General features: G+C 70.2%; 13 protein-coding genes and 1 pseudogene. 7 read left to right on the top strand and 7 right to left on the bottom strand.

Going from position 1 to position 12,963, the window contains the following annotated elements; genetic code table 11:
- Window positions 1–68 precede the first annotated feature (68 nt).
- Window positions 69–656, bottom strand: coding sequence for a peptidoglycan DD-metalloendopeptidase family protein (locus FNH09_RS38730; RefSeq protein ID WP_420802825.1), 588 nt, complete (start codon window positions 654–656; stop codon window positions 69–71).
- A gap of 364 nt (window positions 657–1,020) precedes the next feature.
- Here FNH09_RS38730 and rpsB point away from each other — a divergent pair, with 364 nt between their 5' ends.
- The 7 genes and pseudogenes from rpsB to lepB all read left to right on the top strand — a co-directional run.
- Window positions 1,021–1,920, top strand: coding sequence for a 30S ribosomal protein S2 (gene rpsB / locus FNH09_RS38735; protein WP_152894563.1), 900 nt, complete (start codon window positions 1,021–1,023; stop codon window positions 1,918–1,920).
- A gap of 94 nt (window positions 1,921–2,014) precedes the next feature.
- On the top strand, window positions 2,015–2,851 hold the full coding sequence (tsf, locus tag FNH09_RS38740; RefSeq protein ID WP_152894564.1) for a translation elongation factor Ts: 837 nt from the start codon (window positions 2,015–2,017) through the stop codon (window positions 2,849–2,851).
- 202 nt (window positions 2,852–3,053) lie between these two features.
- Entirely contained in the window at window positions 3,054–3,812 is a 759-nt protein-coding gene (gene pyrH, locus FNH09_RS38745; RefSeq protein WP_152894565.1) for a UMP kinase, read from the top strand.
- 184 nt (window positions 3,813–3,996) lie between these two features.
- Window positions 3,997–4,554, top strand: coding sequence for a ribosome recycling factor (gene frr / locus FNH09_RS38750; RefSeq protein WP_162469747.1), 558 nt, complete (start codon window positions 3,997–3,999; stop codon window positions 4,552–4,554).
- Window positions 4,554–5,843, top strand: a complete 1,290-nt coding sequence (locus tag FNH09_RS38755) for a phosphatidate cytidylyltransferase (protein ID WP_152894567.1) — start codon at window positions 4,554–4,556, stop codon at window positions 5,841–5,843. The genes frr and FNH09_RS38755 overlap by 1 nt, the downstream gene beginning before the upstream one ends.
- A 176-nt stretch (window positions 5,844–6,019) precedes the next feature.
- The gene (locus tag FNH09_RS38760) at window positions 6,020–6,703 is read left to right on the top strand and encodes a GNAT family N-acetyltransferase (RefSeq protein ID WP_238427369.1); all 684 of its coding nucleotides are present in this window, start codon (window positions 6,020–6,022) and stop codon (window positions 6,701–6,703) included.
- Between the two features lie 140 nt (window positions 6,704–6,843).
- A pseudogene (gene lepB / locus FNH09_RS38765) lies at window positions 6,844–7,587 on the top strand (signal peptidase I); the annotation flags it as partial.
- A 125-nt stretch (window positions 7,588–7,712) separates the two neighbouring features.
- On the opposite strand, the gene FNH09_RS50345 reads toward lepB, so the two are convergent.
- The 6 genes from FNH09_RS50345 to FNH09_RS38800 all read right to left on the bottom strand — a co-directional run.
- Entirely contained in the window at window positions 7,713–7,787 is a 75-nt protein-coding gene (locus FNH09_RS50345; RefSeq protein WP_100661309.1) for a 50S ribosomal protein bL37, read from the bottom strand.
- Between the two features lie 110 nt (window positions 7,788–7,897).
- Window positions 7,898–9,370 carry a sialidase family protein gene (locus FNH09_RS38775; protein ID WP_152894569.1) on the bottom strand — a complete coding sequence of 491 codons (1,473 nt, stop codon included), beginning with the start codon at window positions 9,368–9,370 and terminating at the stop codon, window positions 7,898–7,900.
- 429 nt (window positions 9,371–9,799) lie between these two features.
- On the bottom strand, window positions 9,800–11,035 hold the full coding sequence (locus FNH09_RS38785; protein ID WP_152894570.1) for a tyrosine-type recombinase/integrase: 1,236 nt from the start codon (window positions 11,033–11,035) through the stop codon (window positions 9,800–9,802).
- Window positions 11,035–11,232, bottom strand: a complete 198-nt coding sequence (locus FNH09_RS38790) for a helix-turn-helix domain-containing protein (RefSeq protein WP_152894571.1) — start codon at window positions 11,230–11,232, stop codon at window positions 11,035–11,037. The genes FNH09_RS38785 and FNH09_RS38790 overlap by 1 nt, the downstream gene beginning before the upstream one ends.
- Window positions 11,229–12,647 (bottom strand): replication initiator protein RepSA, encoded by a 1,419-nt coding sequence (gene repSA, locus FNH09_RS38795; RefSeq protein ID WP_152894572.1) that lies wholly within the window; start codon window positions 12,645–12,647, stop codon window positions 11,229–11,231. Before repSA ends, FNH09_RS38790 begins: the two co-directional genes overlap by 4 nt.
- 91 nt (window positions 12,648–12,738) lie before the next feature.
- A partial coding sequence (locus FNH09_RS38800; RefSeq protein WP_152894573.1) for a SpdD-like protein occupies window positions 12,739–12,963 on the bottom strand: 225 nt, incomplete at its 5' end.

The raw sequence follows: 12,963 nt of genomic DNA on the forward strand, positions 1-12,963 counted from the left end.
GTGCCGGGGGAACTTGTTGCCGAGCCAGGCCAGGAGGGGGCGTCCGGGCAGGGTAGGGCAGAGCAGGGTCAGCGGGGCAGTGGGACGCCCAGTACCGGCAGCAGCCTCGACGGGGCCCGGCGCAGCAGCCAGGGCGGGAGCAGGGACAGGGGATCCAGGTAGCTGCGCCCCCTGAGCAGACCCCAGTGGACGCAGCCGACCGGGCAGTGTCCGCCGACCGCCTCCACCGTGCCGACCTGGTCCGCGGCCCTCAGTACGTCGCCCTTCGCCACGGACGGCCGTACCGGCTCATAGGTCGTCCGCAGGGGCGGCTCGCCCGTGCCCGCCAGTTCCACCGCGACGACACCCCGGCCGGCGACGCGGCCCGCGAAGGACACCCGGCCCGCGGCCACCGCCCGGACCGGCGCTCCCGGCTCGGCCGCCAGGTCGACCCCGCGGTGACCGGGGCCGTAGTCCGTCGCCGGTGGCTCCCAGCCGCGCAGGACCCGGGGATGCAGCCCCACCGGCCAGGCGCGCGCAAGGGCGGGCACCGGATCCGAGGGCCCGGGCGGGACACCAGCCCGCACCGACGCCGGCGCGATCACGGCGCCCGCGCGAGCGGCCGACGGGGCCGGCGGGGCCGCCAGGGCCAGGGCGGGCAGCGCCGCCAGGGCCAGTGACGGCAGGGCGGCCGGGGGCAGGAGCGACAAGAGCGACAGGAGCGACAAGTGCGACCGTCGTGTCGTTCGCGTCCGGCGTGTCAGAGGCATGCGGGAAACCGTCCCGCAGAACATCCGGACATGACCGGCATCTGTGGGCTACTCGCCGGTTGTGGACAGCGGCGTCACCCGTCACCTCGCCGGTCCCGTACACTTCTTCTGGCGATCCGGGTCACCGGGTCGACTTCGCACGCCCCGGCAGGGCGGCCGGCAACGGTCCCTGTCAGCGCCCCTCGGTCCTTTGTGGCACGGCGCACCGCGGGCGTCAGGCGCGGATGCCGTCCGGTATCCGTGGCAACCGAGAAACTCAAGGAGAACGGCCATGGCCGTCGTCACGATGCGGGAGCTGCTGGAAAGCGGCGTCCACTTCGGTCACCAGACCCGTCGCTGGAACCCGAAGATGAAGCGCTTCATCTTCACGGAGCGCAACGGCATCTACATCATCGACCTGCTCCAGTCGCTGTCGTACATCGACCGCGCCTACGAGTTCGTCAAGGAGACCGTCGCCCACGGCGGCACGGTCATGTTCGTCGGCACGAAGAAGCAGGCGCAGGAGGCCATCGCCGAGCAGGCCACCCGCGTCGGCATGCCCTACGTCAACCAGCGCTGGCTGGGCGGCATGCTCACCAACTTCTCCACCGTCTACAAGCGTCTGCAGCGCCTCAAGGAGCTCGAGCAGATCGACTTCGAGGACGTCGCGGCCTCCGGTCTCACCAAGAAGGAGCTTCTCGTGCTCTCGCGCGAGAAGGCCAAGCTGGAGAAGACCCTCGGCGGTATCCGCGAGATGCAGAAGGTGCCCAGCGCCGTCTGGATCGTGGACACCAAGAAGGAGCACATCGCGGTCGGTGAGGCCCGGAAGCTCAACATCCCGGTCGTCGCCATCCTCGACACCAACTGCGACCCCGACGAGGTCGACTACAAGATCCCGGGCAACGACGACGCGATCCGCTCCGTCACCCTGCTCACCCGTGTGATCGCCGACGCCGTCGCCGAGGGCCTCATCGCCCGTTCCGGCGTCGCCACCGGTGACAAGGGCGAGAAGGGCGCGGGCGAGCCGCTCGCCGCGTGGGAGCGCGACCTGCTCGAGGGCGAGAAGAAGGCCGACGACGCCGAGGTCCAGACCTCCGCCGAGACGGAGAAGGTCGCCGACGCCGAGCAGGCCGAGGCCCCGGCCGCCGAGGCCGCTGCCGAGGCCCCCGCCGCGGACGCCGAGCAGGCCTGACCCCCTCACTCCTTCGGGTCCGGACGGCGGGGGCAGCACAGCCCCCGCCGTCCAGCCCGTAGATCTTCAGACTCCGAGAGAGATTCCAGGAATCATGGCGAACTACACCGCCGCTGACGTCAAGAAGCTCCGCGAGCTCACCGGCGCCGGCATGATGGACTGCAAGAAGGCGCTGGACGAGGCCGAGGGCAGTGTCGACAAGGCCGTCGAGGCGCTCCGTATCAAGGGCCAGAAGGGCGTCGCCAAGCGCGAGGGCCGCTCCGCCGAGAACGGCGCCGTGGTCTCGATCATCGCCGACGACAACTCCTCCGGCGTCCTCGTCGAGCTGAAGTGCGAGACGGACTTCGTCGCCAAGGGTGAGAAGTTCCAGGCCGTGGCCAAGGCCATCGCCGAGCACGTCACCAAGACCTCCCCGGCCGACATCGAGGCGCTGCTCGCCTCCGAGATCGAGCCCGGCAAGACCGTCCAGGCGTTCGTGGACGAGGCCAACGCCAACCTCGGCGAGAAGATCGTCCTGGACCGCTTCGCGCAGTTCGGCGACGGCTACGTGGCCGCGTACATGCACCGCACGATGCCCGACCTGCCCCCGCAGATCGGTGTCCTCGTCGAGCTGGACAAGCCGAACGCCGAGGTCGCCCGCGGTGTCGCCCAGCACATCGCCGCCTTCGCGCCGAAGTACCTCGCCCAGGAGGACGTCCCGGCCGAGGTCGTCGAGTCCGAGCGTCGTATCGCCGAGGAGACCACCCGCGCCGAGGGCAAGCCCGAGGCCGCGATCGCGAAGATCGTCGAGGGTCGTCTGAACGGCTTCTTCAAGGACGCCACGCTGCTCGGTCAGCCGTACGCGCTCGACAACAAGAAGTCGGTCCAGAAGGTTCTGGACGAGGCGGGTGTCGCCCTGAAGCGCTTCACGCGCATCAAGGTCGGCATCTGAGTCCGTATCGCGATCGACGCGCGACTCCTGGTGGAACTTCGCTAGGGTCGAAGCAGTCGTCCGCGTACGGCGTCGTCACGCACGCGCGTGACGGACGACAGCAGATCTGACGAGGAGGCCATTGCCGCGCACGGGTTGCGAACCACATCCCACCGGCAATGGCCTTCTTCGTATGTGCACCACGTGAAAGAGGCGGATCTCCATGACCACGAAGGCCCAGAAGAGCGACGACGGCAAAGTAGGCGGCCGGTTTCTGCTGAAGCTGTCCGGAGAGGCTTTCGCCGGTGGCGGGGGCCTGGGTGTGGACCCCGACGTGGTGCACAAGATCGCCCGGGAGATCGCGGCCGTCGTCCGTGACGGTGCGGAGATCGCGGTCGTCATCGGCGGCGGCAACTTCTTCCGCGGCGCCGAGCTCCAGCAGCGTGGCATGGACCGCGCGCGCTCCGACTACATGGGCATGCTCGGCACGGTGATGAACTGCCTCGCCCTCCAGGACTTCCTGGAGAAGGAGGGCATCGACAGCCGGGTGCAGACCGCCATCACCATGGGCCAGGTCGCCGAGCCGTACATCCCGCTGCGCGCCGTGCGGCACCTGGAGAAGGGCCGCGTGGTCATCTTCGGCGCCGGTATGGGCATGCCGTACTTCTCCACCGACACCACCGCCGCACAGCGCGCCCTGGAGATCGACGCCGAGGCCCTGCTCATGGGCAAGAACGGCGTGGACGGCGTCTACGACTCCGACCCGAAGACGAACCCGGACGCGGTCAAGTTCGACGCTCTCGGCTACGGCGAGGTCATCACCCGCGAGCTCAAGGTCGCCGACGCCACCGCCGTCACGCTCTGCCGCGACAACAAGCTTCCGATCCTGGTCTTCGAGCTTCTGGCGGAGGGCAATATCGCGCGCGCCGTCAAGGGTGAGAAGATCGGCACGCTCGTGGGTGACCAGAGCAGCCGGAACTGACCGGAGCACGACCTCGCCCACGGGGACGACACCCGTCCGGGGACGGACGGGACGGACTCCGACCGGGGGATGGACAATGTCCTGCCGGTCGGGAACCGTGCAGGAAGAAGACGCGACGCAGCCGGCGGCCGGGTCCCCGCAGGGAACCGAAGCCGGGCCTACTCAAGACACGCAGGAGCAAGTGGTGATCGAAGAGACCCTCCTCGAGGCCGAGGAGAAGATGGAGAAGGCCGTCGTGGTCGCCAAGGAGGACTTCGCCGCGATCCGCACCGGCCGTGCGCACCCGGCGATGTTCAACAAGATCGTGGCCGACTACTACGGCGCGCTGACGCCGATCAACCAGCTGGCCTCGTTCTCCGTGCCGGAGCCGCGCATGGCTGTCGTGACCCCGTTCGACAAGAGCGCCCTGCGCAACATCGAGCAGGCGATCCGCGACTCCGACCTGGGCGTCAACCCGAGCAACGACGGCAACATCATCCGGGTGGTGTTCCCCGAGCTGACCGAGGAGCGCCGCAAGGACTACATCAAGGTCGCCAAGACCAAGGGCGAGGACGCCAAGGTCTCGATCCGTTCCGTGCGCCGCAAGGCCAAGGACGCCATCGACAAGCTGGTCAAGGACGGCGAGGTCGGCGAGGACGAGGGCCGCCGTGCGGAGAAGGAGCTCGACGACACCACCGCGAAGTACGTCGCCCAGGTGGACGAGCTCCTGAAGCACAAGGAAGCTGAGCTTCTCGAAGTCTGATGAACGAGTCTTCCTGGGGAGCACCGCCCCAAGCCGGGTACTGGGGGCCGTCCGACCAGGGGCCTGCCCAGGGGGCTGTCCCGGCGGGTCCCGCGTACGATGCGCCTGAGGCGCAGCACACTCGCCCCATGCCCGTCGTGCCCGGCCTGCCCGCGTACGGCGGCGACCAGGATGACGACCGGGGGGCCGCTTCGTCGAGCGGCCCCCTGTTCCGGGACGGGCCGTTTCAGCACCAACCGTTCCACGACCAGCCGTTCCAAGACGAACCCTTCCGGGACCAGTCCTTCCAGGACCAGTCCTTCCAGGGCCACTCCTTCCAGGACCAGTCCTTCCGGGACCGGTCCTCCCCAGACCAGACGTACGGCCACCAGCCGTACCGCGACGAGATCCCGTCGGCACAGCCCCCTGCGGCGGTGCCGCAGAAACCGGAGCCCATGCCCGACGCCTCTCACCCGGCGCCCGCACCGCAGAAGAAGAGCGCGGGCCGTGACCTGGGCGCGGCCATAGGCGTCGGCGTCGGGCTCGGTGCGGTGATCATCGCTTCGCTGTTCGTCGTCAAGGCCGTGTTCGTCGGCGTCGTGGCGGTCGCCGTGGTCGTCGGCCTCTGGGAGCTGACCAGTCGGCTCCAGGAGCGCAAGGAGATCAAGGCCCCCCTCGTGCCGCTGGCGGTCGGCGGCGCGGCGATGGTCGTGGCCGGCTACGTCAGCGGGGCGGAGGGCGCCTGGGTCGCCATGGCCCTCACCTCCCTGGCCGTCCTCGTGTGGCGGATGACCGAACCGCCGGAGGGCTACCTCAAGGACGTCACCGCGGGCGTCTTCGCCGCCTTCTACGTACCGTTCCTGGCCACCTTCGTGGCGATGATGCTGACGGCCGACGACGGACCGTGGCGGGTGCTGACGTTCCTGCTGCTGACGGTGGTCAGCGACACGGGCGCGTACGCCGTCGGCTGGCGCTTCGGCAAGAACAAGCTGGCCCCGCGCATCAGTCCCGGCAAGACCCGCGAGGGGCTGCTGGGCGCGGTGTCCTTCGCCATGGTCGCGGGCGCGCTGTGCATGCAGTTCCTGATCGACGGCGGCGCGTGGTGGCAGGGGCTCCTGCTCGGCCTCGCGGTGGCCGCGAGCGCGACGCTCGGCGACCTCGGCGAGTCCATGATCAAGCGGGACCTCGGCATCAAGGACATGGGCACGCTGCTGCCGGGCCACGGCGGCATCATGGACCGGCTGGACTCGCTGCTGCCCACGGCTCCCGTGGTGTGGCTGCTCCTCGTGATCTTCGTGGGCTCCGGCTGACGACCGCGTCCGCCCGTCTTCGTCACCACCCCTTCCGCATCCGCGATCACTTCACCGTGATCCGCACCGCGGGAGGGGTGGAACGTTTTTGCCGTACGAGCCGCCCGCCTCGGGCCGGACCGGAGGGCCCCGGAAACCCGGTGGCCGGGCCAGACGGCCGCGCCTAGCATCCCCCCATGATCGAGAACGCCGGGACCGCGGATGCCGAGAACGACATGGACGACGCGGACCACGAGAGCGACGCGGAGAGACACATCGCCTGGCGCGCCGGAACCGTCGGCCTCGCGGCACTCGACGTGGACGACGCCGACCTGCTGCACGGCTGGCGATCCGACCCGGTGATCGCCCATGAGATGGGCATCTGGCCGCGCTCCCGTACCGCGACGCGCGAACGCGTCGAGCGCGACTGCGACGACAACGACCGCGACGACTTCCTCGTACTGCTCCCCGACCACACCCCCATCGGCCACGCCGTCCTCAGCAACCAGGACATCGGCGACGGCAAGGCGGAGGTGGAGCTGATGCTGGCCCCCGGACATCGCGGGCAGGGCCATGGCGTCGCCGCCCTCGACGCCCTGGTGGACCTGGCGTTCGGCGAACTCTGGCTGTACCGGCTCACGGCGGAGACCCACACGGACAACGCCCCCGCCCTCGCCGTCCTCGCCAGGTCGGGCTTCGTCCAGGAGGGCGTCAGCCGCTCCGCCTGCCTCCACCGCGGCCGCCGCCACGACCTCGCCGTCTTCTCCCTGCTGCGCCCCGAATGGGAGGCACTGAAGCGCCCCCGAGCCTGGGAAGTCCGGGCAGCCGGGGCAGCCGGGGACGACTCGGGCTCCGAGGCTGCCGGAGACGCATCGATCTGAGCTCGCCGCCTGGCGAGGTACAGCTGCTGGCGAGGTACAGCTGCGGGTGGCGTCCACGGCGGCGGGCCGCTGCTTGCGGGAACTCCCGCTCGTTGTGACTGGTGGGCTCTGTGCTGTGTACACGAGGGGTCACGTCGGACATGGTGCGCCCGGAGCCGGGCGCGGGGGCGGGAGGCGTGGTTGTGGAAGATCTTGTCGCAGGCACACGGTCGAGATCCGGGGGCGACGGTAGCGACGACGGAATGACGGGGGAGGGCCGGCCGAAAGCGCGCTCCTTCTGGAAGGAGTTGCCGATCCTCATCGGCATCGCGTTGCTGCTCGCACTGGTGATCAAGACGTTCTTCGTACAGGCGTTCTCGATCCCGTCCGACTCGATGCAGAACACGCTCCAGACCGGCGACCGCGTGCTGGTCGACAAGCTGACGCCGTGGTTCGGATCCAAGCCGCAGCGCGGAGAGGTCGTGGTCTTCCACGACCCGGGCGGCTGGCTCCCGGACGAGGCCGAGGAGCCGAACGCGGCGCAGAAGGTCCTCGGCTTCGTCGGCCTGATGCCGTCGGCGGACGAGAAGGACCTGATCAAACGGGTGATCGCGGTCGGCGGCGACACCGTGGAATGCTCGGGGAGCGGTCCTGTGAAGGTCAACGGGAAGGCGCTGGACGAGCCGTACATCTACGCCGGCAACACTCCCTGCGGTGACAAGCCGTTCGGGCCGATCAAGGTGCCGGAGGGGAGGCTCTGGGTGATGGGTGACCACCGCCAGGACTCCTCGGACTCCCGGTACCACCAGGACCTGCCCGGCGGCGGCACCGTCGACGAGGACCAGGTCATCGGCCGGGCCTTCGTCGTCGTATGGCCGGTCGGCCGGTGGGCGACGCTGCCTGTGTCGGGGTAGCGAGCCGGCCCTGGTCTCGCCGGGGCCGGCTCCATGCTTGTTGCCGCGCGTACGAGCCCTTGGCTCCGAACCGGGTGGCGAAGGCATGGGCCTTCGGCCGTGTGCCGCGGGTCGGCTCAGGCGTTGGGACGCTTGCCGTGGTTCGCCTTCTTCTTCTTGCGGGCGCGTCGCTTGTTCCCTCGCTTGGCCATGGTGCGCATCTCCCTATTTTGGGGCGTTTTGTGCCCTCGTCAGTCTAGGTTCGGCCCAGAGCGCCCGCATCAGGGGTACCGCAGCCGCCGACTGAAGGCGTCCGCGTCGGTCAGCGGGTGCGGAGACTGCCGGTGTACACGTCCGTACGGTTCCGTGGTGCGCCGGAGTGGGTCTCGGTGAGCACCGCCCGTACTCCCTTGCCGGCCGCCACCAGGCCCTGGTAGTCGCCGAGGAAGTAGCCCCCGGCGAACGGCGCCTGAAGCCAGTCGAAGATCCGCGAGATCCGTCGCTCGGTCCGCAGCTTCGGGTTTCCGTGCGGCAGCGTGGCCAGTTGGTAGGCGGTGGGCAGGGTGGTGGTGTTGCCGGGCTCGAGGAAGCGCAGGTCGTAGTAGGTGAGCGCGACCGTGCCCCGCCCGGCGACCGCGATCGACGGCGAGAAGGCCGGAACGCCCTTGGGGCTGATCAGCTCCGGGGTCCCCCAGGTGCGTCCGCCGTCGGTGGACCGCACAAGCTGGACGGAATCGAACTTTCCACCGGAGAAGTCCGAGCCCTCGTAGGCCATGTACAGCGTGCCTGTCCTGGGGGCGACGGCCGGGCTCGGCAGGGTGGACCCGGCGCGCAGCAGTTTGGTGGGGTCGTTCGGGTCGACCTCCGGTACGGAGGTGTCCCGGGCCACGGTGACCGGGGCGCTCCAGCTCTCTCCGGCGTCGGTCGAGGTGACCATCTCGTAGCGGGCTTCGACGACGGTGGTCAGGTCGTCGGCGTAGGTGATCCGGTCGTAGAAGTCGTACAGGGTGCCGGTGCGCCGGTCGACGACGATCTGATGGCCGATGGTCTGGGTGTTGGGCACGGTGCTGGTGTCGACGAACGGCCGGGCCTTGCTCCAGGTGCGACCGCCGTCGCGGGTGAGGGAGATGTAGCCGGGACCGTCGAGGGAGCTGGGGCCGGGCGGGTCGTTGTCGAGGCGGTCCCAGACCTGGTAGGCGGTGCCCTTGCGGATCGGGTCGGCGGCGAGTGTGGGCTTGTCGTTGAAGAACGGCTGCTCGTCGACGTGCGTGGTGGTGAGGTTCCGCCACGTGCGACCCCCGTCACGGGATGTTGCCGCCAGGAGGGCGGTGCGCGTGCTCCTGGTGAAGTCGACGCCCTCCCCACCGGCGTAGACCGTGCCGTCCGGTCCGGTGCTCACCCAGGGGTCGGTGGCCCGTTCGTAGTCCGCGCCGCCGGGGGCGCACAGGCTGAACGGCAGCGTGCTCCGGTGGAAGGTGCGGCCGTCCGTGGTCCAGCCGGCCGCCAGGCCACGGGCGCCGCCGTCGTTCCAGCGGTCCTGCTGGAAGACGGTGACCACGCGCTTGGGGTCGCGCGGATCGACGGACAGGTACGGCTCGACCTCGGTGCCCGGGTAGACGATGCTGTCGGGGGACCTCGCTCCGATCGTGCACTTCGCGTACGGGTCGCCGTGGGACACCTTGACCAGTGGTGTGTCGCCGGGGTTCCGGTCCGCGGCGGCGGGAGTCGTGCCGGTGACCGTGACGAGCAGGAGCGCGGCGGTGGTGACGGCGGTCAGGGGCAGGAAGACGCGCATGCGGGATCTCCTCCGGGCCTGTCGGCCGGGGTACGGGACCGCCGTCATCGGGGCGGCCTGGGGCACGGAGGCGCACCGGAATGCCAGGGCGGGGCGACTCCGCTTGGTCCTCTTCGGCGCTGCCGCCGACGCCCTTGATGGGCCGAACGACGGAGCCGTCCCGGGGCCGCGGGGCATCGACGCCCCATACAAGATCATTCCTGGGCCGTCACCCGGGCCGTCCGAGGTCTGCCGATGCCGACACTCACCGCTCGCAGGTGACCACCCCCACCCCTGATTGGCCTGGGCCACCCGAGTGGATCTGCCACACTGGACGTGTTATGCCTGCACCCGGAGAACGGACCTTCCCCGGGCACGAAGAAGCCCCCTACCAGCGACGATGTCGCCAATAGGGGGCTGTCTTGTACCCGCCGGGCCGTCCCTGGGCCGTCAGGGCTCCTGGGCCGCGCCGAAGACCCCGTCCAGGGCCCGGCGAGCTCGCTCGCTGCTGCTGGGCATCAGGTGCGCGTACACCCGCAGTGTCATCGCCGGGTCGGAGTGCCCGAGGTATTCGCTCACGGCCTTGATGCTCTCGCCCGCGTCCAGCAGGACCGACGCGTAGAAGTGGCGAAGGGCGTGCATCCCGTGCTGCCGGGCGGAGGCGTACGGCTCCCCGGGCCCGGGCGTCGGGATGAGGCCGGCCGCCGCAAGGGCGGGCTTCCACTCCAGGGCGTTGAAGTTGCTCCGCCAGACGATTCCGCCGACCGTGTTGGTGAAGATCAGCCGCCGCTCGGTGAGCGGGCCGTCCGGCCGGATCCACGGCAGCTTGATAGCCGCGGGCGGGTGACTCGTCATGTGCTGCCGTAAGGCGGAGGCCACCGAGGACGGCAGCGGTACGTCCCGCTCCTTGTTGCCCTTCGGCGGGGCGAAGACCGCGACACCCCGGATCAGCTTGACCTGAGTGGTGACATGAAGCGTGTCGCTGTCGAGCTGAATCGTGTCCTCGGCCAAGCCGACGATCTCACCCTGCCGGAGACCGCAGCCGCTGCCCACGTCGACCATGGCTCGGTAGCGCTCGGGGAGCGCGTCGCGGACCGCGCGTACCTGGGACGGGAGCCAGGGAACGACCCGGGCGGCCGAGACGGTTGGCGGACGAACCGACGATGCCGAGCAGGGATTCCGGGCAAGGTGACCGTCATCCACGGCGGCCGACAACACCGCACGGACGTTGGCGTAGATGTTGCGGGCGTAGGCGCCGCTTATCGAGTCGTTCTCCAGATCCCGCACGAACTCGCGGATGTGGAGCGGCCGGAAGGACCCGAGCGGGCGCGACCCGATACGAGGGAAGGCATGCAGCCGAAGGCGGGTCTCCGCTCCGATACGTGTGTTCAGGTCGGTCGTCTGCCCGGTGATCCAGCGTTCCGCGTACTGCTGGAAGGTCGTCTGTGCCGCCTTGGGGTCGATGTACTGCCCCCGGGACATGTCGGCGGCCGTCTCGGCCAGCCACTCCTCCGCCCGACGCTTCTGCCGGTCGGGGAAGGACCGGCTCTTCTCGGTGCCGTCTGGCCCGACGTACCGGGCCCGGTAGCGGAAGCCGGTGCCGTATCGGTCCGATTTGACCTTGACGGGCTTGCCGTCCGGACCCGGTTCCGTCTTGTACCAGCGATCCTGCACATGCCCCGGCATCAGGCGGCCGCCTCGGTCAGACCGTCGACCCATTGGCGGAGCCGCACAGGGTCGTACCGAAGATGCCTCCCGACCCGAAAGGCCGGAGGACCCGAGCGCTTGCGCCGCCACTGGTACAGCGTCTCGACCGGAACACCCAGGAGCTCAGCGACATCGGCCGGAGTCAGGTACCGCTCGGGAAGCGTGCGAACGGTCATGCTGCGGCTCCTTCCACTGCCAGGTCGCGCAAGGCTTCGCGGGCGGTCTCGCGGTTGGTTTGGAGGTCGCGGGCGACGGTGGCAGCGAGGGCGGCTTCGCCCGGGGTGTGGCCGTGGCCGGCGTACTGCCAGTCGGTCAGGACAAGGACGGTGTCCGGCTCGCGGTCGTCGAGGCCGAGGACGGAGGCCTCTTGAGCGGCGCGGAAGTCGGCGCGTTCCTGGCGGAGGGCGCCGAGGGTCGTCGAGTAGCTGCGCGACTTGGACGAGAAGTGCCCGCGGAAGCCGAGCATGTGCGCCCAGGCCCAGAGTCGTCGTTCCGGGTACAGGGCGTCCAAGTCGCGGCAGGCGGTGATGAGTCGGCGGGCGTGGTCGGGGACGCGATGGCGGTCGAGTTCGGCGAGTTCACCGATTCGGCGGTCCAGGGTCCCCGTGTTCTCAGCGGCTTTGGTCGCGTACTTGGCGACGTACGAGGCGACGGCCTGTTCTGTGATGTCGGAGCCGTCGCCGAAGGCCTTCACCGGTCGGACGTCGAGCTGTCTTCCCCATCGGAAGGTCCGATTCGGTTGGTCATCGGCGGCCGGGACCGACACGGATGTGTACGAGTGCGCTGCGGCGGCGTGCACCGCGTCCGAGAGGAGGTCGACCGTGGCCCAGGCGGGCGGGGGCGTCCCGGGGCCCTCCGGTCCGTCGAGGCGTACGACGGCGTGGAAGTGCAGCGCGCCGCGCTTCTGGAACTCTGCGACCTTGCCGTACGAGACGCGCAGGTGGTCGGCGAGTTCGCGGCGGGGCAGGCCGGCGCGGGCGGCGAGTTCGCGGCGCAGGCGGGTGGTGAAGCGCTGCCAGAGCTGTCCGGCGTGGTTGTTGAAGAGGACGGCGCCCGCGTAGTCGTAGGTGTCGGGGTTGAGGGCGGTGCCCAGCTCGGGGGAGTCGGCGGTGTGCGTGGTGCCGCAGCGGCAGGTGCCGGTGTGGTCGGGGCGGTTGTGGACCGGGCCGAACGAGGGCGCGGTGAGTGTGGCGAAGACGCGGGGGTGGTCGCGGACGGTGGCGGGGATGTCGCGGCGGTCGTCTCCGGCGAGGCCGGCGCGGATCAGGTGGTAGGTGTCGCCTGCGTACGTCCAGGCGCAGGACGGGCAGCGCGAGGCACGGCGGTTGCCGCAGGCGAGGCGGAGGCGTCCGCCCGGCTCGTTCTCGGTGGAGTAGTGGTGCAGGGTCTCGCCGGTGGTCTTGTCCTTGTGGAGAGTCCAGCCGGTGAGGTGGATCGGGTCGGAGCAGCCGCCGGTGCGGCGGATCTGGTCTTCCCAGCGGGTGTAGTCGGAGGCCGAGGCCACCCGGAGGATGTCTCCGAGGGTGATCGGGTCGAGCGGCGGGGCGGACGTGGACGTCTTCTGTGTCGCGAGTGAGGCCCGGTGGGCCATGCTGGGGGTTCCTTCCGGTTGCGAGACCGATCGGTGGGGACGGCTCCCGGGCGGCGGATGCTTGGCGGTATCGAGGCCGCCCGGGGGCCGGTCAGCGGCGTTTGGCGTCGGAGGCGAGCAAGGAGCGCAGGACGACCGCGCAGACGGCGACCGATGCGCCGGTGATGGCGACCGCCAGGAGCAGCGAGACCAGGACGGCGCCGAGGACCAGTACGACGGCCGTGCCGCCGCCGACGAGGGCGAGCGCGGTGCCGGGGGTGAGCTGGACGGCCGGGCGGGTCGGCGCGGGGGCGACGGGGGCCGGCTGAGGGACCGG

This window comes from Streptomyces adustus, assembly GCF_009377175.1.
GTDB lineage: Bacteria > Actinomycetota > Actinomycetes > Streptomycetales > Streptomycetaceae > Streptomyces > Streptomyces adustus.

Excerpts from the sequence above, each read along its gene's own strand:
- FNH09_RS38790 (WP_152894571.1), bottom strand. The coding sequence starts at position 11,232 with ATGACCGTTCGCACGCTTCCCGAGCGGTACCTGACTCCGGCCGATGTC.
- FNH09_RS38785 (WP_152894570.1), bottom strand. The coding sequence starts at position 11,035 with ATGCCGGGGCATGTGCAGGATCGCTGGTACAAGACGGAACCGGGTCCG.
- tsf (WP_152894564.1), top strand. The coding sequence starts at position 2,015 with ATGGCGAACTACACCGCCGCTGACGTCAAGAAGCTCCGCGAGCTCACC.
- FNH09_RS38775 (WP_152894569.1), bottom strand. The coding sequence starts at position 9,370 with ATGCGCGTCTTCCTGCCCCTGACCGCCGTCACCACCGCCGCGCTCCTG.
- FNH09_RS38760 (WP_238427369.1), top strand. The coding sequence starts at position 6,020 with ATGATCGAGAACGCCGGGACCGCGGATGCCGAGAACGACATGGACGAC.
- rpsB (WP_152894563.1), top strand. The coding sequence starts at position 1,021 with ATGGCCGTCGTCACGATGCGGGAGCTGCTGGAAAGCGGCGTCCACTTC.
- repSA (WP_152894572.1), bottom strand. The coding sequence starts at position 12,647 with ATGGCCCACCGGGCCTCACTCGCGACACAGAAGACGTCCACGTCCGCC.
- pyrH (WP_152894565.1), top strand. The coding sequence starts at position 3,054 with ATGACCACGAAGGCCCAGAAGAGCGACGACGGCAAAGTAGGCGGCCGG.
- FNH09_RS38755 (WP_152894567.1), top strand. The coding sequence starts at position 4,554 with ATGAACGAGTCTTCCTGGGGAGCACCGCCCCAAGCCGGGTACTGGGGG.